Raw genomic sequence first — 20,326 nt, 5'->3', positions numbered from 1 at the left:
TCACCGTTTCGAGGTCCCGTATAATACGTTTTCCTCATTCAGAGTCAAGCGTTTATTTTCGCTTTTCTCTGTCAGAATTTCCGGAGAAACCCTGCTGACCCGGCGGCTTGCTTGCCGTTGTTCCGTGTCAGTGGAGGCGAATTATAGGGAGTTATTCCGGGGTGACAAGAGGAAATTTGAATTATTTTACTGTTCGCGTTTTTTTTCACCAAAACAGCCATAAAAGCACCATTAATTGCGCTATCTGCTGATTTTGCCGCCGAATTTTGTCACTGAGTGGCATACTAAAAAGGGTTTAGACAGAAGGAATGACATTTATGTCCTTAAGCGCACAGCAGCTGGCGGCACAAAAGAACATCTCATGGGTTCTTGCCGAGAAATTGGCGCAGAAGATTTTAACCGGTGAGTATCCCCCGGAAAGCATCCTCCCGGGTGAAATGGAGCTAGGTGAACAATTCGGTGTTAGCCGGACAGCCGTTCGCGAAGCGGTGAAGACGTTATCCGCAAAAGGAATGGTTTTACCTCGCCCCCGTATTGGCACCCGTGTTATGCCAAGAAGCGACTGGAACTTTCTGGATAAAGAGTTGCTCTCATGGTGGCTCACCGAGAATAACTTCCCCGAAGTAGTGGAGCACTTCCTGGTCATGCGCAGCAGCCTTGAACCTCAGGCCTGCATGCTGGCGGCAATGCTGGGCAGCGCAGAACAGAAAGCGCAATTGAATACTTTGATGGAAGAGATGACGCATCTGAAGCGTCACTTTAACCGCGAGCGCTGGATAACTGTGGACATGGCCTGGCACGAACAAATCTATGCCATGAGTTCGAATCCTTTCCTCACTTCGTTCGCTTCTTTATTTCATTCGGTTTACCACACCTACTTTGCCGCGATCACCCAGGACGAAGTGGTGAAACTCGATCTCCACCAGGCCATTGTCGATGCTATTCAGGAAAGCGACGGCACTCGGGCATTTCAGGCCTGTCAGACACTGTTGATTGCTCCCACCGCGCAGGCGCATAAATAGATGACAGAAAAGAAATCACGCAGTATGGCCGGGTTGCCGTGGATAGCGGCAATGGCCTTCTTTATGCAGGCGCTGGATGCCACCATCCTTAACACGGCACTTCCTGCCATCGCCCACAGCCTGAACCGTTCTCCGCTGGCGATGCAGTCTGCCATCATAAGCTACACCCTGACGGTAGCGATGCTGATACCCGTGAGCGGCTGGCTGGCCGACCGCTTTGGGACAAGACGTGTTTTCATGCTCGCAGTGAGCCTCTTCACCCTCGGTTCGCTTGCCTGTGCGCTCTCAGGCTCGTTACTGCAATTGGTTATCTTCCGCGTGATTCAGGGCGTTGGCGGCGCAATGATGATGCCCGTCGCTCGCCTTGCACTGTTACGCGCCTATCCGCGCAGCGAGCTGTTGCCGGTGCTTAATTTTGTCACGATGCCAGGTTTAGTCGGCCCAATCCTTGGCCCGGTATTGGGTGGAGTACTGGTGACCTGGGCAAGCTGGCACTGGATCTTCCTGATTAATATCCCGATTGGTATCGCCGGGCTGTTATATGCCCGCAAATATATGCCGAACTTCACTACCCCACGCCGCAGCTTCGATATGACTGGTTTTCTGTTGTTTGGTCTGAGCCTGGTGCTGTTTTCCAGCGGGATGGAACTGTTTGGCGAGAAGATTGTAGCAACCTGGATTGCACTGGCTATCGTGCTGGTGAGCATGCTTCTGCTCTTTGCTTATATAAAGCATGCTCGCCGTCACCCTACGCCTCTTATTACTTTGCCGATGTTCAGGACGCGCACGTTTTCCGTGGGCATTGCCGGAAATCTGGCGACACGTCTGGGTACAGGCTGCGTCCCGTTCCTGATGCCGCTGATGTTGCAGGTTGGGTTTGGTTATCCGGCGCTGATTGCGGGCTGCATGATGGCACCCACAGCAATGGGCTCCATCCTGGCGAAATCCACGGTCACTCAGGTGCTGCGCTGGCTGGGCTATCGTAAAACGCTGGTGGGAATAACGGTCTTTATCGGCCTGATGATCGCTCAGTTCTCACTGCAATCACCGTCGATGCCGGTCTGGATGCTGATCCTGCCGCTGTTCGTTCTGGGCATGGCAATGTCAACGCAGTTCACATCGATGAATACCATTACTCTCGCCGACTTAACGGATGAAAACGCCAGCGGCGGTAACAGTGTGCTGGCCGTAACTCAGCAGCTTTCAATCAGTCTGGGGGTGGCGGTCAGTGCAGCCGTTCTGCGCTTTTACGAAGGATTCGACAGCACCAACACCGTCGAGCAGTTCCACTACACCTTCATTACCATGGGGGCGATAACCGTTGTCTCGGCGTTGGTCTTTATGCTGTTGAAACCAAAAGATGGCCGCAACCTGATTAAGGAGCGGCATAAGAAGAAGGCTTAAGCCGAGCCGCGTACCACCAGCTCGGGCGTAAGTTGCACTCGCTGCTGCTTCTGTCCGGGCTGGGCCATACGATGAATAAGCACATCAATGGCCAGTTCGCCCAACTCATCCTTCGGCTGATGGATAGTCGTCAGCGGTGGGGTCATATAGGCAGCCAGTTCAATATCATCATAGCCCACGACCGCCATCTGTTGCGGAACAGACAAGCCCGCCTGATATAACGCCTGATATACGCCCACGGCCATGGCATCGTTACCGACAAAGACAGCCTGTGGTGGAACAGGCAAAGCGAGCAGCGACTGCATCGCACTCAATCCGCCGCCAAACTCAAAATCACTGGTAATGATGTAGCCTTCTTCTACGCCCAATCCACTGCGTTGCATCGCAGCCTGATACCCTTCCAGACGCAGACGAGCCGGCGTTTTATCCAGCGGGCCGGCAATGCAGGCGATACGCGTATAGCCTTTGTCGATCAGGTACTGTGTGGCCATGTCGCCGCCGAGCAGCGAGTTATCCTGAATCAGATCGCTGTCGCCATCAAACGGTGCCCAGTCCATCATGACCGTCGGAATAGAAGGGTAGCGCTGCATGATTTCTTGCGAAGGCTGGTGAGTTTCGGTGCAGAGCAACAGCAAACCATCCACACGCTTTTGCATTAGCGTTTCCAGATTGCTGTTCATCCTTTGCTCATCGCCCTCGGTGTTACAGAGCACCAGGCTGTAGCCGCGCTCAAAGCAACTGCGTTCCACGCCGCGAACCAGCTCAGAATAGAAAGGATTGGTACTGGCCGTGATCAACATACCAATGGTGTGGGTCTGGTTGAGTTTAAGGCTGCGCGCCAGTGCAGACGGCGCATAGTTAAGACTTTTGATCGCCGCCAGCACTTTTTCGGTGATGGCTTCGCTGACAAAGCGGTCCTTATTAATGACGTGAGAGACCGTTGAGGTGGAAACGCCCGCCAGGCGGGCAACGTCCTTCATGGTAGCCAAGCGTTACCCCTGCTGACTGAGGAATTCGTCGATCTCTTTACGCCAAGGCACTGACGGTTGCGCGCCTTTGCGGGTCACCGCAATCGCAGCGGCTGCGTGTGCGAAACGTATAGCTTTTGGCAGCGCCTCGCCTTCCAGCAACGCTGTCATCAGCGCCCCGTTGAAGGTGTCACCTGCGGCGATGGTGTCGATAGCCTGAACTTTAAAGCCCGGCACACGCTGGCCTTTACCTTGTTCACTGGCCCACACGCCACGGCTGCCGAGCGTGATAATAACCGTCTCAATACCTTTATCGTGAAGGACCTGAGCCGCAATCGCTGCGTCTTCATCGTTTTCCACTTTCACGCCGGTCAGCTTTTCAGCTTCGGTTTCGTTCGGGGTGATGATATCCACCAGTGCCAGCAGTTCGTCGGGAAGCTCACGTGCAGGGGCCGGATTGAGCACGACTTTGGTGTCGTGTTGCCGGGCTATCTTTGCCGCAGCCAACACGCTTTCCAGCGGGGATTCCAGTTGCATCAGCAGCGCATCTGCATCGGCAATCCGTTTTTCCTGCGCCGCAACTAACTCCACAGACAATGCCGCGTTCGCGCCTGCATGAATACCGATGACATTCTCACCTTCGCCATTAACGAAAATCAGCGCTACGCCGGTGGACTCTCCGGCAATCGCGCTCACTGGCGCAACGTCGATATTGTCGCTCGTGAGCTGCTTGCGGATACGTTCACCAATATCGTCATCGCCCGTACAAGCGATAAAAGAGATATTGGCTCCGCTACGCCCTGCGGCTACGGCCTGGTTTGCGCCTTTACCACCAAACGCCACCTGATAGTGCATACCCGTGAGGGTTTCGCCAGGGCGGGGAAAAGCATCAAGGTTAAGAATGTGATCGGCATTGATACTGCCAAGGACGACGAGAGTTCCTGCGTTGTTCATAATCATGAGTGTCCGGTAAAGAGCGCCACCGGGATCCCGGTGGCGCATGCCACGCTTTTCTTTTTACGTTGTCCCCTCAGGCTCTTGTTGGCCTGAATCGGTATGACTTATTGCTTGATGACCAGCTTCAGGTCCACAGGATACTTGGCCTGAACCTTCTCACCTTTCAGTACCTTATCAGCAACTTCTACGCCCTGGGCGCCAATTTGCTCCGGCAACTGCGCAATCGTCGCAGCCAGTTTGCCATCATTTACTGCCTTTTCGCCATCCGGAGTGCCGTCAAAACCGACGACCATCACATCTGACTTACCGGCAGTCTGCAATGCACGCAGTGCGCCAAGCGCCATTTCGTCGTTCTGAGCGAAGACCGCTTTCACGTCCGGGTGCGCAGTCAGCAGGTTCTGCATGACGTTCAGACCTTTGGTGCGGTCGAAGTCTGCCGGCTGGCTCGCCAGCACGTTAAATTTGTGAGCAGCAACAGCCTGCTGGAAGCCTTCGCCACGTTCACGTGCAGCGGAAGTCCCGGCAATACCTTGCAGTTCGATAACCTTCGCGCCTTCACCGGCTTTCTTCGCGATGTAATCACCCGCGATTTTGCCACCCAGCACGTTATCAGAAGCGATGTGGCTTACCACTTCACCTTTGGCCGCCTGGCGGTCAAGCGTGATAACAGGGATTTTCGCCTGGTTTGCCATCTTCACCGCATTGCCTACAGCATCAGAGTCGGTTGGGTTGATCAGCAGGATTTTGGTGCCGCGTACGGTCAGGTCTTGTACGTTCGCCAACTCTTTCGCCGGGTTGTTCTGAGAATCCAGCACCACCAGGTTGTAACCCAGTTTGTCCGCTTCTTTCTGCGCGCCCTCTTTCAATGAAACAAAGAACGGGTTGTTCAGGGTAGAGATAACCAACGCAATGGTGTCTTTCGCCATCGCGTTAGCACTGACGGTAGCGCTCAGTGCCACGGCGGAGACGAGGGTAGCCAGTTTTTTCATGTTCATATCTGAGAGGTCCTGTTATGTCAGTTATTACTGCTTTTTGTTGTCTACCAGCACCGCCAGCAATATCACCACCGCTTTGACGATCATCTGGTAATAGGAGGAAACACCTAACAAATTCAAACCATTATTGAGGAAACCGAGGATTAATGCGCCGATCAGCGTCCCAACTATGCGACCTTTGCCGCCCGCAAGACTGGTGCCGCCCAGCACGACAGCCGCAATCGCATCCAGCTCGTAGCCTGTTCCCGCTGTAGGCTGCGCTGAAGAAAGGCGCGCCACTTCGATAATGCCCGCAAGCGATGCCAGCAAACCGCACAGGGAATAGACGATGATTTTAACTTTGTTGACGCTGATGCCCGAGAGGCGCGTCGCCGCTTCGTTGCCGCCAAGCGCATAGATATAGCGGCCCAGACGAGTGTGATGCAGCATGTACCAGGCCGCGATAAACACCACCGCCATGATCCACACTGGCGTTGGAATCCCCAGCGGGCGACCAATACCAAACCAGCCGAACACATCCGCGTTGTCAGTAAAGCCGGTATTCACCGGGCTGCCATTGGTGTAGACCATCGTCACACCGCGCAGCAGAAGCATCATCACCAGCGTGGCGATAAACGCCTGAACGCGGCCCTTTGCCACAATCACGCCTGTGACTGCGCCAATAGCAGCGCCTGCCGCCAGTGCAGCAGCAACGGCCACCAGCGCATTGACTTCAATCCCTACAATTGAAGCAGCAATCGCGCCCGTCAGTGCCAGCAGCGATCCCACCGACAAATCGATGCCCGAAGTGAGAATAACCAGCGTCATCCCGACCGCCATAATGGCGTTTACGGAAGTCTGTTGCAGGATGTTGAACAGGTTATTGACGGTAAAAAAGTTCGGGCTCAGGGTGGAGACAATCGCTATCAGCACCAGCAGCGCGATCAGCGATTTTTGCTCCAGCAGCCACGCCTTAGTGAAATAGCGGCGACCAGAAACAGCCTGGGTAGTCATCTTTTTTACTCCTGATTCACACGATTAAGCTTGCCCACTGCGGCAGCCATCAATACTTCCTGAGTGGCCTGCTCGCGCGTGAATTCACCGCCGAGATGCCCTTCATGCATCACCATGATGCGATCGCTCATGCCCAGCACTTCCGGCATCTCAGAGGAGACAAGGATGATGCTCAGGCCATCGGCTTTAAACTGGTTGATAAGCTGGTAGATCTCTTTTTTCGCCCCGACGTCGACGCCACGCGTTGGCTCATCGAGGATCAGCACTTTCGGGCGCGTCATCAGCCCACGGGCAATGGCGACCTTTTGCTGATTGCCACCGGAAAGCAGACCGATCGCCTGTTCCATCGACGGCGTTTTGACGTTAAACAGACGGATAAAATCGCTTACCGCCTGCTGTTCATCTTTGTGTTTCAGGCTGCCGCCGCTATGGCTGAAATAGCGCAACGCGGTCAGCGACATGTTCTCTTTGACCGACATACCCAGCACCAGGCCATCGCGCTTACGGTCTTCAGAGATATAAACAATGCCGTTCGCGAGACCATCTTGAGGGGATTTGGTCACCACTTCATGGCCATCAAGCGTCACATACCCGCTGCTACGCGGCAGCGCGCCGTAAAGCACTTTCATCAGTTCGGTACGCCCGGCGCCCATCAACCCGGCCACGCCGAGGATCTCGCCTTTACGCAGCGTGAAGCTGACGTTTTCCACGCCTGGCCCGCAAAGGTTATCCACTTTCAGGAGAACGCCACCCGGCGCTTTATCGAGGCGCGGATACTGATCTTCAAGCTTGCGCCCGACCATCATCTCAATCAGCGTATCTTCAGTGAGGCTGGAAACTTCACGCTCGGCGATAAACTGCCCGTCGCGGAAAACCGTCACGTCATCGCAGACTTCGAAGATCTCTTTCATGCGATGGGAAATATAGACAATGCCGCGACCTTGCGATTTCAGCTCGCGAATGACGCGAAATAAGGAGTCGGTTTCCGTATCAGTGAGCGCATCCGTCGGTTCATCCATGATGATGACCTTCGACTCAAAGCTCAGCACCTTGGCGATTTCGACCATCTGCTGATCGCCAATCGACAACTCCCCCACCTGCCTGTCACTTTTAAAGCGCAAGTTGAGTTTCGCCAGCAGCTTATCTGCTTCGGCGTACATGGTTTTCCAGTCGATTTTGCCGAAGCGGTTAACGAACTCGCGGCCTAAGAAAATGTTTTCAGCGATAGAAAGCTGTGGGATCAGGTTCAGTTCCTGATGAATGATGCCAATTCCGGCTTCCTGCGACGACTTCGGCCCGGTAAAGGTGGTTTCCTTTCCCAGCCACAACAGTGAACCGGCATCTTTGCTGTAGATGCCGGTCAGCACTTTCATCATCGTGGATTTGCCTGCACCGTTTTCCCCCACCAGCGCCATGACGCGGCCAGGATAAACATTCAATGCGGCACCGGAGAGCGCTTTTACGCCCGGAAAGGATTTGTCGATCCCTTTGAGTTGCAGTAATGCGTCCATGATGGCCTCAGAACGTGACGCCAGCACAGAGAATGATATTCGCGTACGGGGAACACTCCCCGCTGCGAATCACCGCCTGGCTTTCTGCGGTTTGTCGTTTGAACTGCTCGTGTGTGGTGTAACGAATATCAATGGTGTTTCCCTGGTGTTGCTGCAGCTGCTCCAGGTGACGGAGCAACGTTTCGTGGAGCTGCGGATTATGGGTTTTGATTTCCGCGGCGAGAATTGCCGTCTCAACCTGCATCTCTGATGTCACCACCTCCAGCACCTGAATAAAGCCAGGCACACCTTGAGTTAAAGCCATATCAATACGCTGCGTGCTGCGAGGGATTGGCAGACCCGCATCACACACTACCAGTGTATCAGTATGCCCAAGGCGAGAAATGACCGAGGAGATATCAGCGTTGAGTACAGTACCTTTCTTCATGTTTTGCTCCACTAGCGAAACGTTTCGCTGGAGTCAGTTTACGCTGAAGAAAGCTCAGAAAACCACCATCAGGTTATAGAAATGTGATCGCCATCGAAACGTTTCGAGGTAGAGAGCAAAACGGTGCCAAAAGCACCGTTTTTAGTGTTTGCTCCCTCTCCCCGTGGGAGAGGGTCGGGGTCGGGGTGAGGGCATCAGTCCGCACGAGGCAAAAGCGGAAATGTAGGCCGGGTAAGCGCAGCGCCACCCGGCATGTGTGGAGGATGTTAAATCTCGACCTGAGTCCCGAGCTCGATAACGCGGTTTGGCGGGATCTCAAACTGGTCAGGCGCGCGCAGGGCGTTGCGTTGCAGCAGCAGGTAGAGCTTGCCGCGCAAGCGCAGATACCACGGGCGATCGTTGCCGATAATCAGCGACTCATGCGACATGAAGAACGAGGTTTCCATCATTCGGCAGCTCAGGCCTTCAAGACCACAGCGATGGAACACTTCCTCCACGTTCGGCGTTTCACGCCAGCCGTAGCTTGCGACCACTCGCCAGAATGACGGCGAGAGCTGCTCTATCTGCACACGGCGAACGTTGTGAACGTACGGCGCATCTTCAGTGCGCAACGTCAGCAGGATCACACGCTCATGCAGCACTTTGTTGTGCTTGAGGTTATGCAGCATCGCAAAAGGAATCACGTTCAGGGCACGGGACATATACACCGCCGTACCGGGCACGCGAACAGGTGGCGATTTCTCAAGGGAAGCAATCATCGCTTCAAGAGAGTTGCCATGTTCATGCATCCGACGCAGCAGACGGAAACGCTCGCTCTTCCAGGTGGTCATCACCATGAACATCACCAGGCCGAGGGTCAGCGGCAGCCAGCCACCGGACATCAGTTTGTCGAGGTTTGCGGAGAACAGCGGCACGTCAATGCACAGGAACGCCACCAGAATCAGGCCAACGAAGTACTTGTTCCAGTGCCAGTTTCGGTAAGCCACGGTCGTGGAAAGAATCGATGTCAGTACCATGGTACCGGTGACGGCAATACCGTACGCCGCCGCCAGGTTACTGGAGTGCTCGAAGCTCACGATAACCAGCACCACCGAGACATACAGCATCCAGTTAACGAACGGGATATAAATCTGCCCGGACTCCATTTCTGAAGTGTGGACAATACGCATCGGCGAGAGATACCCCAGACGTACCGCCTGACGGGTCAATGAGAACACGCCAGAGATCACCGCCTGAGAGGCAATAACCGTCGCCAAAGCCGCAATAATCAGCATCGGGATCAGCGCCCACTCAGGCGCCAGCAGGAAGAACGGGTTTTTAATCGCTTCCGGATGTTTCAGCAGCAGCGCGCCCTGACCAAAGTAGTTCAGCACCAGCGACGGCAGCACCACGCTAAACCAGGCGATACGAATCGGCAGTTTGCCGAAGTGGCCCATATCGGCATACAGCGCTTCCACACCGGTGATGGAGAGCACCACTGCACCCAGTGCCACAAACGACACGGTTTTGTATTCCAGGAAGAAATGCACAGCCCAGTACGGATTTAGCGCCTGAAGCACTTCTGGATTGGCAATGATGCTGCGAGCCCCAAGAACCGCCAGCAGCAGGAACCAGATAAGCATGATCGGGGCAAACAATTTGCCCACCAGCGCAGTACCGTGCTTCTGAATAGCAAACAGCAGCGTCAGGACAGCAATTGAAATCGGCACTATCCAGCTATCAAGTTGAGGGGCGATGATCTCAAGCCCTTCAATAGCTGACATCACCGAGATGGCCGGGGTTATCACCACCTCACCATAGAAGAAACTGCCGCCAATAAGGCCGAGAATAACCAGCACCGACGTCATTCTTGCCGAGGTATTCCGCCCCGCCAACGACATCAGCGTCAAAATACCGCCTTCACCGGCGTTATCCGCTCGCATCACGAAGGTGATGTATTTCAGGGAAACAGTAAAAATCAGCAGCCAGAAAATGAGCGACAGGAAGCCGAACACGGCATCACGTTCTACACCAAATCCAAACTGACCTGAGAGACATTCTCTCAGTGTATAAAGTGGGCTGGTACCGATATCACCGTAGACCACGCCGATTGCCGCAAGGGTGATGGCCGGCAATGAATGCTTATTATCAGTGCTCATAGACTCGTCTTTCGTTTATAAGACAAATGTGTACCCTGATCCCTGGCTCACAAAAGGCGCACAGTATGCACGATTAATCGAAAAATCGTACTCCAAATTGACCCCACGTTATCCTTGCTCAAAGAAAAAACTGCGGCTTTTCGCACGATGACCCAATGCCCGCAACCCGCTATAATCGCCTGATAGCTGGATAATTAGCGGAAGGATACCCCTCTATTATGGCGCAATCACACTTATTAGCAGAAAGAATTTCCCGCCTCAGTGGAGCCCTCGAAAAAGGGCTTTTTGAGCGCAGTCACGCCATCAGACTGTGCCTGTTAGCCGCACTGAGCGGCGAGAGCGTCTTTCTGCTGGGGCCGCCCGGCATTGCCAAAAGCCTGATCGCCCGCCGCCTTAAATTTGCCTTCCAGCATGCCCGCGCCTTTGAATACCTGATGACCCGTTTCTCCACGCCCGAAGAGGTGTTTGGCCCGTTATCCATTCAGGCGCTGAAAGATGAAGGTCGCTATGAACGCCTGACCACCGGTTACCTGCCGGAAGCTGAAATTGTGTTTCTCGATGAGATCTGGAAAGCAGGCCCGGCGATCCTGAACACCCTGCTCACCGCCATTAACGAACGCAGCTTCCGCAACGGTGCCAGCGAAGAAAAAATCCCCATGCGCCTGCTGGTGGCAGCCTCCAACGAACTGCCGGAAGCAGACAGCAGCCTGGAAGCCCTCTATGACCGCATGCTGATTCGCCTGTGGCTGGACAAAGTGCAGGACAAAGGCAACTTCCGCTCGCTGCTGATAAACCAGCAGGATGAGAGCACCAATCCCGTGCCTGAAAACCTCCAGGTCACGGACGAAGAGTTCATGCAGTGGCAGAAGGACATCGGCAACGTCAAGCTGCCCGATGCCGTTTTTGAGCTGGTCTATCACCTGCGCCAGCAGCTGGATACCTTGCCAGATGCGCCTTATGTTTCTGACCGCCGGTGGAAAAAAGCGATCCGCCTGCTGCAGGCCTGTGCCTTTTTCAGCGGCCGCGAGGCGATCGCCCCCATTGATTTGATCCTGCTGAAAGATTGCCTGTGGCACGATGCCCAAAGCCGACAGCTTATGAAACAGCAGCTGGATAATTTGATGACCGGACACGCCTGGCAGCAGCAGGCCATGCTGCTCAAACTTGGGGCGATTACCCAACGCCGTTTGCAGCTCCAGCAACAGCAGAGCGACAAAACAGCGCTGAAAGTCACTCGCCTGGGCGGCATGTTCAGCCGCAAACCTCACTACGAACTGCCGGATGAGGTGCAGGACGTCACGCTCACGCTGTTGCTTCAGCAACCGCTGAAACTGCACGACATGAATGTGGTGCACATTACCGTCGAGCGTCAGGCGCTGGCTCAGTGGCTGGAAAAAGGGGGAGAGATCCGCGGCAAGCTCAACGGCATCGGCTTCGCCCAGGTGCTGAATATGGAAGTCGACACCAGCCAGCACTTGCTGCTGCGTGACGTCAGTCTTCAGGGTTCACGCCTTGCGCTCCCGGGAACAAGCACGCCGGAGAACATGCCGGGTGAAATCAAACAACAGCTGGATGCCCTGGACGACGAATGGCATCAGCAGCACACCCGCTTTAGCGAACAGCAAAAATGCCTGTTCGTCCACGGCGACTGGCTGGGCAGAATTGAGGCCAGCCTTCAGGATGTCGGCGATCAGATCAAACAGGCTCGCCAGTAATGCTCACCCTCGACACACTGAACGTGATGCTGGCTGTCAGCGCAGAAGGCATGATCGAAGAGATGATCATCGCCCTGCTGGCATCTCCTCAGTTGGCGATCTTCTTTGAAAAGTTTCCACGGCTGAAAAATGCCCTCACTGAAGACATCCCTCGCTGGCGGGAGTCGCTCAAAAGCCGACTGAAAGAAACACACGTTCCTCAGGAGTTGAGTGACGAGGTGATGTGTTATCAGCAAAGCCAGACGCTTTCTACAGCACAATTCATTGTCCAGCTCCCGCAAATCCTCGCCCTTTTACACAAACTCCAGTCGCCGTTTGCCTCTCAGGCACAGCAGCTGGTGGATAACAACGCCACCTTTACCCCAGCGCTACATACTCTGTTTTTGCAGCGCTGGCGGCTCAGCCTGGTCGTTCAGGCCACGACGCTTAACCAGCAACTGCTGGAAGATGAGCGTGAACAACTGCTCAGCGAAGTGCAGGAAAAGATGACCCTCAGCGGGCAGCTTGAGCCGATTCTGGTTGAAAATGATGCCGCCGCAGGCCGCCTGTGGGACATGAGCGAAGGGCAACTGAAGCGCGGCGACTGGCAGCTGATTGTCCGCTACGGTGATTTTCTGACTGAACAGCCGGAGCTGATGCGCCTTGCCGAACAGCTGGGCCGTTCGCGCGAAGCCAAATCCGTGCCGCGCAAAGACGCGCCAATGGAAACGTTCCGCACCCTTGTACGTGAACCCGCCACGGTGCCAGAACAGGTTGATGGGTTGCAGCAGAGCGACGATATTCTGCGTCTGCTTCCGCCCGAACTGGCGACACTTGGGATCACCGAACTCGAATACGAGTTTTACCGGCGGCTGGTGGAGAAGCAATTGCTCACTTACCGTCTGCACGGCGACGCCTGGCGGGAGAAAATCAGCGAGCGTCCGGTTGTCCATCAGGACTTTGATGAGCAGCCGCGCGGGCCGTTTATTGTTTGCGTGGATACATCAGGTTCAATGGGCGGCTTTAACGAACAATGTGCCAAAGCCTTCTGTCTGGCATTGATGCGCGTGGCGCTGGCGGACAATCGCCGCTGCTACATTATGCTGTTTTCCAGTGAAGTGGTGCGCTACGAACTGACCGGCCCACAGGGGCTGGAGCAGGCCATTCGCTTTTTAAGCCAGCGTTTTCGCGGCGGCACGGATATCGCCAGCTGCTTCCGCGCGATTATCGAACGGATGCAGGGCCCGGAATGGACGGATGCCGATGCTGTGGTGATTTCAGACTTTATCGCTCAGCGATTGCCGGACGACGTGGTGAATAAGGTGAGCGAATTGCAGCGGCTGCATCAACATCGTTTTCATGCGGTGGCGATGTCTCAACATGGAAAACCCGGCATCATGCGCATCTTTGATCATATCTGGCGCTTTGATACCGGGTTACGGAGCCGCTTGCTGCGGCGCTGGCAACGCTAATTAAAGAAGAGAACCCACGCTTTCACGAACCTGTTGTGGCCACACGCCACACTGCACCTGGCCGATGTGCGGCAGTTGCAGCAGCAGCATGGTCAAACGTGACTGGCCAATGCCACCGCCGACGGTCTGCGGCATTTCACCTCTGAGCAGCGCCTGGTGCCACTCTAACTGCAGGCGATCGTCATCCCCAGTGAGTGCTAACTGACGTTTCAGCGCTTCGGCATCCACACGAATACCCATCGAAGAGAGCTCAAACGCATCTTCCAGAACCGGGTTCCACACCAGAATGTCGCCGTTCAGACCCGCCAGACCTGTTTCACCTTGAGTGCTCCAGTCATCATAATCCGGGGCACGAACGTCGTGACGCTGGCCGTCAGATAATTTGCCACCGATGCCAATCAGGAAAACAGCCCCCAACTCTTTGGCAATGGCGCGTTCACGCCCTTTGGCATCCAGACCCGGATAGCGGCTCAGTAACTCCTGGCTGTGCACAAAGTGGATCTGCTCAGGCAGGAACGGTGCCAGACCAAACTTTTTGCTCACTGCGGCTTCCGTCGCTTTGATCCCGGCGTAAATCGCTTCTACTGTCGCTTTCAGCGTGCCGGTATGACGTTCACCGTCGCCCATTACGCGTTCCCAGTCCCACTGGTCGACATAGACTGAATGGATTGGGGTAAGACGGTCTTCATCGGGGCGAAGGGCTTTCATGTGCGTGTAGAGCCCTTCGCCCGCGCTGAAGTCGTGTTGGCCAAGCGTCTGACGTTTCCACTTCGCGAGGGAATGCACCACCTCGAACTGGGCGTCAGGCAAGGTTTTCACTTTTACCTGTACCGCTTTCTCGCAGCCAGACAGGTTGTCCTGGGTGCCATCTCCCACCCGGCTTAAGATCGGCGCCTGAACTTCAATGAGTCCAAGTCTGTCTTCGAGCTCACGTGAAAAATGGGACTTAACGAAACTGATCTGGCGTTGTTTTGCGATGTAAGCGGTTTTCATTTTTATACTCTCCTGCGTCCTGTGCCTTTGATTAAGCAACAGAAAGCAGTCGTAATTCAATAATCATCAATTAAAAAGCCACCCTGGATTTTGATTCGCTAAAATCAGGCGCTAAAATAGAAAGAATCATCAATTATCATAAGAATATCCTATGGAAAATTATCAGATCGACAATCTGGATCGCGGCATCCTTGAAGCCCTGATGGCCAATGCGCGCACGGCCTACGCAGAACTCGCCAAGCAATTTGGCGTAAGCCCGGGCACCATTCATGTCCGCGTAGAGAAAATGAAGCAGGCGGGCATCATTACCGGGGCTCGTATCGACGTGAACCCAAAGCAGCTCGGTTACGACGTTTGTTGCTTTATTGGCATCATCCTCAAAAGTGCGAAGGACTACCCCTCAGCGCTCGCACGCCTGGAGAGCCTGGATGAAGTCACCGAGGCGTATTACACCACCGGCCACTACAGCATCTTTATTAAAGTGATGTGTCGCTCGATCGACGCCCTTCAGCAGGTACTTATCAACAAGATCCAAACAATCGATGAAATTCAGTCCACCGAGACGCTTATCTCCCTGCAAAACCCGATCATGCGTACCATTCGCCCATGATCGGGCTTTTTAATCCCACATCTTTCCACAGGTAGATCCCAGCTCACACACAGCGTACAATGTGCCACTCAGGAATAATGGGTGGACTTTCATGGCAGACATTACACTTATCAGTGGCAGTACGCTCGGCGGTGCCGAGTACGTAGCGGAACATCTGGCTGAAAAGCTGGAAGACGCCGGTTTCTCCACTGAAACACTGCACGGCCCTCTGCTTGAGGAGCTGAATGTAAGGGGTGTCTGGCTGGTGGTGAGCTCCACTCACGGTGCGGGAGATATTCCCGATAACCTTCTTCCTTTATATGAAGCATTGCAGGAACAGAAACCGGATCTCTCCGCCGTACGTTTTGGGTCTGTCGGTATCGGCAGCCGTGAGTACGACACCTTTTGTGGAGCGATCGATAAAATCGATGCCGCGTTGATCGCCTGTGGCGCGAAGCAGGTGGGTGAAACGCTGAAGATCAACATCCTTGATCATGACATTCCGGAAGATCCGGCCGAGATTTGGCTCGATGAATGGAAGAATGTGATCGGAGAATTGTAAAGATCGCGTTTTTTGTGTGGATAACTCTGGTTAAAAGCACTGATCAACCGGTAGTTATCCAAAGTATAAGGTTTGGTTAGTTTTTGTCTTGTGTATAACCCTTCATTTTGATCCCAGCTTATACGGACCAGGATCACCGATCATTCACAGCCAGTGATCCTTCTTAAGCGGTTGATCTTATTACCCGGATCCGCCTTATCCACAGAAGGTGGCGATCCTAATAAGAGATCATAGTAAAACAGATCTCTAAATAAAAAGATCTTCTTTTAAATACCCAGGATCCCGGGTGCTTTCTCCAACACGCAAAGTTGAGTAGAATCCACGGCCCGGGCTTCAATCACTTTTCAAACCGCTTTCATGCGAGGCAGAACACCATGTTTTATCAGGATCCTTTTGACGTCATCATCATTGGCGGGGGTCATGCAGGTACTGAGGCCGCGATGGCCGCAGCACGTATGGGTCAGCAAACCCTGCTGTTGACACACAATATCGACACTCTGGGGCAGATGAGCTGCAACCCGGCTATTGGCGGCATTGGGAAAGGACACCTGGTAAAAGAAGTGGATGCGCTTGGCGGCTTAATGGCCACAGCAATCGATCAGGCTGGCATCCAGTTTAGGATACTAAACGCCAGCAAAGGGCCGGCCGTTCGTGCCACCCGTGCTCAGGCCGATCGCGTGTTGTATCGTCAGGCTGTACGTACTGCGCTGGAAAACCAGCCTAACCTGATGATCTTCCAGCAGGCGGTTGAAGATCTGATTGTGGAAAACGATCAGGTCGTAGGTGCCGTGACCCAAATGGGTCTGAAGTTCCGTGCGAAAGCCGTTGTTCTGACTGTCGGCACCTTCCTTGACGGAAAAATTCATATTGGGCTGGATAACTACAGCGGTGGCCGTGCTGGCGATCCGCCTTCCATCCCACTGTCTCGCCGCTTGCGTGAACTGCCGCTGCGCGTGAGTCGTTTAAAAACCGGGACGCCGCCGCGTATTGATGCGCGCACTATCGATTTCAGCGTTCTGGCCCAACAGCATGGCGATAACCCGATGCCGGTGTTCTCGTTCATGGGCAACGTCGCGCAACATCCACGCCAGGTGCCTTGCTATATCACGCATACCAACGAGAAAACGCACGACGTCATTCGCAATAACCTCGATCGCAGCCCGATGTATGCAGGCGTGATTGAAGGGATTGGTCCGCGTTACTGCCCGTCAATTGAAGACAAGGTGATGCGTTTTGCCGATCGTAACCAGCACCAGATTTTCCTTGAGCCAGAAGGCCTGACTTCAAACGAAATCTACCCGAACGGGATTTCCACCAGCCTGCCGTTTGACGTGCAGATGCAGATCGTTCGTTCGATGGAAGGGATGGAAAACGCGAAGATCGTCCGTCCTGGCTACGCTATTGAGTACGACTTCTTCGATCCACGCGATCTGAAACCGACGCTGGAAAGTAAATTCATTCAGGGTCTGTTCTTTGCCGGGCAGATCAACGGCACCACCGGTTACGAAGAAGCCGCAGCACAAGGCTTGCTGGCAGGCCTTAATGCCGCTCGTTTCTCTGCTGACAAAGAAGGTTGGGCGCCACGCCGCGATCAGGCTTACCTTGGCGTGCTGGTCGATGACCTTTGCACGCTGGGCACCAAAGAACCGTACCGCATGTTCACCTCTCGTGCGGAATACCGTTTGATGCTGCGTGAAGACAACGCTGATTTACGTCTGACTGAACAAGGCCGCGAGCTGGGCCTGGTTGATGACGAACGTTGGGCTCGTTTCAACGAGAAACTGGAAAGCATCGAACGTGAGCGTCAGCGTCTGAAATCCACCTGGGTGACGCCGACCTCCGAAGCCGCGGCTGAAGTGAACGCCCAATTGAGCGCTCCCCTTTCTCGCGAAGCCAGCGGGGAAGATTTGCTGCGTCGTCCAGGCGTAACTTACGAGCAACTGGTTCAATTGACGCCGTTTGCCCCAGGTCTTGAAGATCCACAGGCTGCTGAACAGGTGGAGATCCAGGTGAAGTACGAAGGTTACATCGTGCGTCAGCAGGACGAGATTGACCGTCACCAGCGCAATGAGAACACGCTTCTGCCGGCTACGCTGGATTACCGTCAGGTTTCTGGCCTGTCCAATGAAGTTATCGCCAAGCTCAACGACCACAAGCCGTCTTCCATTGGTCAGGCATCACGTATTTCCGGCGTCACGCCAGCGGCCATCTCGATTCTGCTGGTCTGGCTGAAAAAGCAGGGCATGCTGCGTCGTAGCGCGTAAATATTGAACATTGCCCGGCGGCGCGTTGTTTGCCGGGCCTACATACCCGTAGGGCGGGTTAGCAAAGCGCCATCCGCCACAAGCAGCTCAACAGGGATCTCTCAGTGCTTAACAAACTCTCTCGTCTGCTCGCTGAAGCAGGCATTTCGTTGTCCGCAAACCAGCAGCAACAGCTGGTGGCTTACGTCGAACTGCTCCACAAATGGAACAAAGCGTACAACCTGACTTCTGTGCGTGACCCGAACGAGATGTTGGTGCGTCATATTCTCGACAGCATTATCGTCGCGCCACACCTGAAGGGCAGCCGTTTTATCGATGTGGGAACAGGCCCTGGCCTGCCAGGTATTCCACTGGCCATTGTTCTGCCGGAGGCTCATTTCACTCTGCTGGACAGTCTTGGTAAGCGTGTGCGTTTCCTGCGTCAGGTTCAGCATGAGCTGAAACTTGATAACGTAGAACCGGTGCAGAGCCGTGTTGAAGAATTTCCGGCAGAGCCGCCGTTTGATGGCGTGATCAGTCGTGCGTTTGCTTCGCTGAATGATATGGTGAGCTGGTGTCACCATTTGCCTGGCGAGCAAGGACGTTTTTATGCTCTGAAAGGTTTGGTACCTGATGACGAAATCGGCCAACTGCCAGCAGGATTTGTGGTGGAAGATATCGTAAAACTTCAGGTTCCACAGCTTGATGGTGAGCGTCATTTGGTTACGATTAAGCCAACTAAAATTTAATTTTTATCAAAAAATGTGAACTTTAATCGTACAGGTAAGTGTTAAATTTGTACGGGGAAAGTAGTGATACGTTCAGTTACATTTAACGACCCGGTCACTGCTTTTTTGCTTTCTGTTAACCTGTGCGTATTTGGTTAGCCCTAATAATAGTCAACACCGAAAATATCAGTTTGCTAAAAGTCGGGAGCCTGAACCGTTGTCTCATGTTAAATTTTTATTATGAATGTCAATGAAAGGTTTTCGGTCTGTATAGGGCTGTTTTAAAAAGAGTCAGAATAATTTGTTATGTATTTCAGAAAGATGAATTACAGGAATTATTTCTGTGCCCATTTTCTATTAGGGTGAAAATGTTTTTTTTGTGATCGGATGCACGCTTTAAGGTGAGGTTTTTCGCGTCATTTGCAGTTTTAATCGATTGTTCACCGTTTCCTGAAAAATTGAAAAATAGCCCCGTCGAAAAAAATTTAAACATTTATTCACCTTTTCGCTACTTATTGTTTGAATTCACGGGGCGTCACCGTATAATTTGTCCGCTTTTTGAAGCTTGACTCAGAGCCTCAAAGGACGTTTTATACGACACGCGGCATACCTCGAAGGGAGCAGGAGTAAAAACGTGATGTCTGTGTCGCTCTTGAGTAGAAACGTTGCTCGTAAGCTTCTGTTCATTCAGCTTCTGGCAGTAATGGCGAGTGGATTGCTGTTTAGCCTCAAAGACCCCTTCTGGGGCATCTCCGCCGCATGCGGAGGTTTGGCGGTTGTCGTGCCAAACGCATTGTTTATGATTTTTGCCTGGCGTCATCAGGCGCATACACCTGCCAAAGGCCGAGTGGCCTGGTCTTTCGCCTTCGGCGAAGTGTTCAAGGTGTTGCTGACCTTTGCCCTCCTGGTGGTGGCGCTGGCGGTCTTCAAGGTGGTATTTTTGCCGCTGATAGTGACGTGGGTTTTGGTGCTGGTGGTACAAGTTCTGGCACCAGCTGTAATCAACAACAAAGGGTAAAAGGCATCATGGCTTCAGAAAATATGACGCCGCAGGAATACATAGGTCACCATCTGAATAACCTTCAGCTGGACCTGCGTACTTTCTCGCTGGTGGATCCGCATAACCCCCCGGCCACCTTCTGGACGATCAACATTGACTCCATGTTCTTCTCGGTGGTGCTGGGTCTGTTGTTCCTTGCCATGTTCCGCAGCGTTGCGAAAAAAGCGACCAGCGGCGTACCAGGGAAATTCCAGACGGCTATCGAAATGGTCATCGGCTTCGTCCATGGCAGTGTCAAGGACATGTACCACGGCAAGAGCAAGCTGATTGCGCCACTGGCACTGACCGTCTTCGTCTGGGTCTTCCTGATGAACCTGATGGACCTGCTGCCAATCGACCTGATTCCGTACATTGGCGAACATATCTTTGGCTTGCCTGCTCTGCGCGTGGTGCCGTCTGCGGACGTGAACATCACCCTCTCTATGGCGCTGGGCGTATTTATCCTGATTCTTTTCTACAGCATCAAAATGAAAGGCGTTGGCGGCTTTGTTAAAGAGCTTACCCTGCAGCCGTTCAATCACTGGGCGTTCATTCCGGTCAACCTGATCCTGGAAGGCGTCAGCCTGCTGT

Annotated in this window: 18 protein-coding genes; 10 read left to right on the top strand and 8 right to left on the bottom strand. The window is 53.7% G+C overall.

Translation table 11 applies throughout. The features are described 5' to 3' along the window. The first annotated feature begins 317 nt into the window (after positions 1-317). Positions 318-1,022 (top strand): FadR/GntR family transcriptional regulator, encoded by a 705-nt coding sequence (locus ACRCWW_RS05015; protein WP_438681426.1) that lies wholly within the window; start codon positions 318-320, stop codon positions 1,020-1,022. Next, positions 1,023-2,426, top strand: a complete 1,404-nt coding sequence (gene mdtD, locus ACRCWW_RS05010) for a multidrug transporter subunit MdtD (RefSeq protein WP_438681425.1) — start codon at positions 1,023-1,025, stop codon at positions 2,424-2,426. Here mdtD and rbsR read toward each other — a convergent pair. The 7 genes from rbsR to kup all read right to left on the bottom strand — a co-directional run bounded on the left by rbsR (position 2,423) and on the right by kup (position 10,415). Continuing rightward, positions 2,423-3,415, bottom strand: coding sequence for a ribose operon transcriptional repressor RbsR (gene rbsR, locus ACRCWW_RS05005; RefSeq protein ID WP_438681424.1), 993 nt, complete (start codon positions 3,413-3,415; stop codon positions 2,423-2,425). The two genes, mdtD and rbsR, sit on opposite strands and share 4 nt — an antisense overlap. A 3-nt stretch (positions 3,416-3,418) precedes the next feature. After that, positions 3,419-4,348, bottom strand: coding sequence for a ribokinase (gene rbsK / locus ACRCWW_RS05000; RefSeq protein ID WP_438681428.1), 930 nt, complete (start codon positions 4,346-4,348; stop codon positions 3,419-3,421). 107 nt (positions 4,349-4,455) lie between these two features. Further along, entirely contained in the window at positions 4,456-5,346 is an 891-nt protein-coding gene (gene rbsB / locus ACRCWW_RS04995; RefSeq protein ID WP_404659895.1) for a ribose ABC transporter substrate-binding protein RbsB, read from the bottom strand. A gap of 27 nt (positions 5,347-5,373) precedes the next feature. Further along, positions 5,374-6,339 carry a ribose ABC transporter permease gene (gene rbsC, locus ACRCWW_RS04990; protein WP_438681423.1) on the bottom strand — a complete coding sequence of 322 codons (966 nt, stop codon included), beginning with the start codon at positions 6,337-6,339 and terminating at the stop codon, positions 5,374-5,376. Positions 6,340-6,344: 5 nt separating this feature from the next. Beyond that, the gene (rbsA, locus tag ACRCWW_RS04985; RefSeq protein WP_438681422.1) at positions 6,345-7,850 is read right to left on the bottom strand and encodes a ribose ABC transporter ATP-binding protein RbsA; all 1,506 of its coding nucleotides are present in this window, start codon (positions 7,848-7,850) and stop codon (positions 6,345-6,347) included. A gap of 7 nt (positions 7,851-7,857) precedes the next feature. Next, complete coding sequence (gene rbsD, locus ACRCWW_RS04980; RefSeq protein ID WP_438681421.1) at positions 7,858-8,277, bottom strand: D-ribose pyranase; 420 nt, start codon at positions 8,275-8,277, stop codon at positions 7,858-7,860. Between the two features lie 266 nt (positions 8,278-8,543). Beyond that, positions 8,544-10,415 (bottom strand): low affinity potassium transporter Kup, encoded by a 1,872-nt coding sequence (gene kup, locus ACRCWW_RS04975; protein WP_438681420.1) that lies wholly within the window; start codon positions 10,413-10,415, stop codon positions 8,544-8,546. 218 nt (positions 10,416-10,633) lie between these two features. Between kup and ravA the strand changes: the two genes are divergently transcribed. Beyond that, complete coding sequence (gene ravA / locus ACRCWW_RS04970; RefSeq protein WP_438681419.1) at positions 10,634-12,130, top strand: ATPase RavA; 1,497 nt, start codon at positions 10,634-10,636, stop codon at positions 12,128-12,130. After that, positions 12,130-13,581 (top strand): ATPase RavA stimulator ViaA, encoded by a 1,452-nt coding sequence (viaA, locus tag ACRCWW_RS04965; protein WP_438681418.1) that lies wholly within the window; start codon positions 12,130-12,132, stop codon positions 13,579-13,581. The genes ravA and viaA overlap by 1 nt, the downstream gene beginning before the upstream one ends. Here viaA and asnA read toward each other — a convergent pair whose 3' ends face one another. Next, the gene (gene asnA, locus ACRCWW_RS04960) at positions 13,582-14,574 is read right to left on the bottom strand and encodes an aspartate--ammonia ligase (protein ID WP_438681417.1); all 993 of its coding nucleotides are present in this window, start codon (positions 14,572-14,574) and stop codon (positions 13,582-13,584) included. A gap of 151 nt (positions 14,575-14,725) precedes the next feature. Here asnA and asnC point away from each other — a divergent pair, with 151 nt between their 5' ends. The 6 genes from asnC to atpB all read left to right on the top strand — a co-directional run. Then, positions 14,726-15,184 (top strand): transcriptional regulator AsnC, encoded by a 459-nt coding sequence (gene asnC, locus ACRCWW_RS04955; protein WP_045853727.1) that lies wholly within the window; start codon positions 14,726-14,728, stop codon positions 15,182-15,184. A gap of 91 nt (positions 15,185-15,275) precedes the next feature. Then, entirely contained in the window at positions 15,276-15,725 is a 450-nt protein-coding gene (mioC, locus tag ACRCWW_RS04950; protein WP_438681416.1) for an FMN-binding protein MioC, read from the top strand. 374 nt (positions 15,726-16,099) lie between these two features. Next, positions 16,100-17,989, top strand: coding sequence for a tRNA uridine-5-carboxymethylaminomethyl(34) synthesis enzyme MnmG (mnmG, locus tag ACRCWW_RS04945; RefSeq protein WP_438681415.1), 1,890 nt, complete (start codon positions 16,100-16,102; stop codon positions 17,987-17,989). A 104-nt stretch (positions 17,990-18,093) separates the two neighbouring features. Beyond that, positions 18,094-18,717: a 16S rRNA (guanine(527)-N(7))-methyltransferase RsmG gene (gene rsmG / locus ACRCWW_RS04940; RefSeq protein ID WP_438681414.1), complete on the top strand. Its 624-nt coding sequence runs from the start codon at positions 18,094-18,096 to the stop codon at positions 18,715-18,717. Positions 18,718-19,333: 616 nt separating this feature from the next. After that, positions 19,334-19,714, top strand: a complete 381-nt coding sequence (gene atpI, locus ACRCWW_RS04935) for a F0F1 ATP synthase subunit I (RefSeq protein ID WP_438681427.1) — start codon at positions 19,334-19,336, stop codon at positions 19,712-19,714. An 8-nt stretch (positions 19,715-19,722) separates the two neighbouring features. Beyond that, positions 19,723-20,326 (top strand): F0F1 ATP synthase subunit A (gene atpB / locus ACRCWW_RS04930; RefSeq protein ID WP_438681413.1); only part of this gene is annotated, 604 nt, incomplete at its 3' end.

The sequence above is a fragment of the Scandinavium sp. genome, from assembly GCF_051650185.1.
Taxonomy (GTDB): domain Bacteria; phylum Pseudomonadota; class Gammaproteobacteria; order Enterobacterales; family Enterobacteriaceae; genus Scandinavium.
The sequence above is the reverse complement of the archived record's forward strand: the minus strand, read 5'-3'. Positions and strand labels throughout refer to the sequence as shown.

Excerpts from the sequence above, each read along its gene's own strand:
- ACRCWW_RS05015 (WP_438681426.1), top strand. The coding sequence starts at position 318 with ATGTCCTTAAGCGCACAGCAGCTGGCGGCACAAAAGAACATCTCATGG.
- mdtD (WP_438681425.1), top strand. The coding sequence starts at position 1,023 with ATGACAGAAAAGAAATCACGCAGTATGGCCGGGTTGCCGTGGATAGCG.
- rbsK (WP_438681428.1), bottom strand. The coding sequence starts at position 4,348 with ATGAACAACGCAGGAACTCTCGTCGTCCTTGGCAGTATCAATGCCGAT.
- rbsB (WP_404659895.1), bottom strand. The coding sequence starts at position 5,346 with ATGAACATGAAAAAACTGGCTACCCTCGTCTCCGCCGTGGCACTGAGC.
- rbsC (WP_438681423.1), bottom strand. The coding sequence starts at position 6,339 with ATGACTACCCAGGCTGTTTCTGGTCGCCGCTATTTCACTAAGGCGTGG.
- rbsA (WP_438681422.1), bottom strand. The coding sequence starts at position 7,850 with ATGGACGCATTACTGCAACTCAAAGGGATCGACAAATCCTTTCCGGGC.
- rbsD (WP_438681421.1), bottom strand. The coding sequence starts at position 8,277 with ATGAAGAAAGGTACTGTACTCAACGCTGATATCTCCTCGGTCATTTCT.
- kup (WP_438681420.1), bottom strand. The coding sequence starts at position 10,415 with ATGAGCACTGATAATAAGCATTCATTGCCGGCCATCACCCTTGCGGCA.
- ravA (WP_438681419.1), top strand. The coding sequence starts at position 10,634 with ATGGCGCAATCACACTTATTAGCAGAAAGAATTTCCCGCCTCAGTGGA.
- viaA (WP_438681418.1), top strand. The coding sequence starts at position 12,130 with ATGCTCACCCTCGACACACTGAACGTGATGCTGGCTGTCAGCGCAGAA.
- asnA (WP_438681417.1), bottom strand. The coding sequence starts at position 14,574 with ATGAAAACCGCTTACATCGCAAAACAACGCCAGATCAGTTTCGTTAAG.
- asnC (WP_045853727.1), top strand. The coding sequence starts at position 14,726 with ATGGAAAATTATCAGATCGACAATCTGGATCGCGGCATCCTTGAAGCC.
- mioC (WP_438681416.1), top strand. The coding sequence starts at position 15,276 with ATGGCAGACATTACACTTATCAGTGGCAGTACGCTCGGCGGTGCCGAG.
- mnmG (WP_438681415.1), top strand. The coding sequence starts at position 16,100 with ATGTTTTATCAGGATCCTTTTGACGTCATCATCATTGGCGGGGGTCAT.
- atpI (WP_438681427.1), top strand. The coding sequence starts at position 19,334 with ATGTCTGTGTCGCTCTTGAGTAGAAACGTTGCTCGTAAGCTTCTGTTC.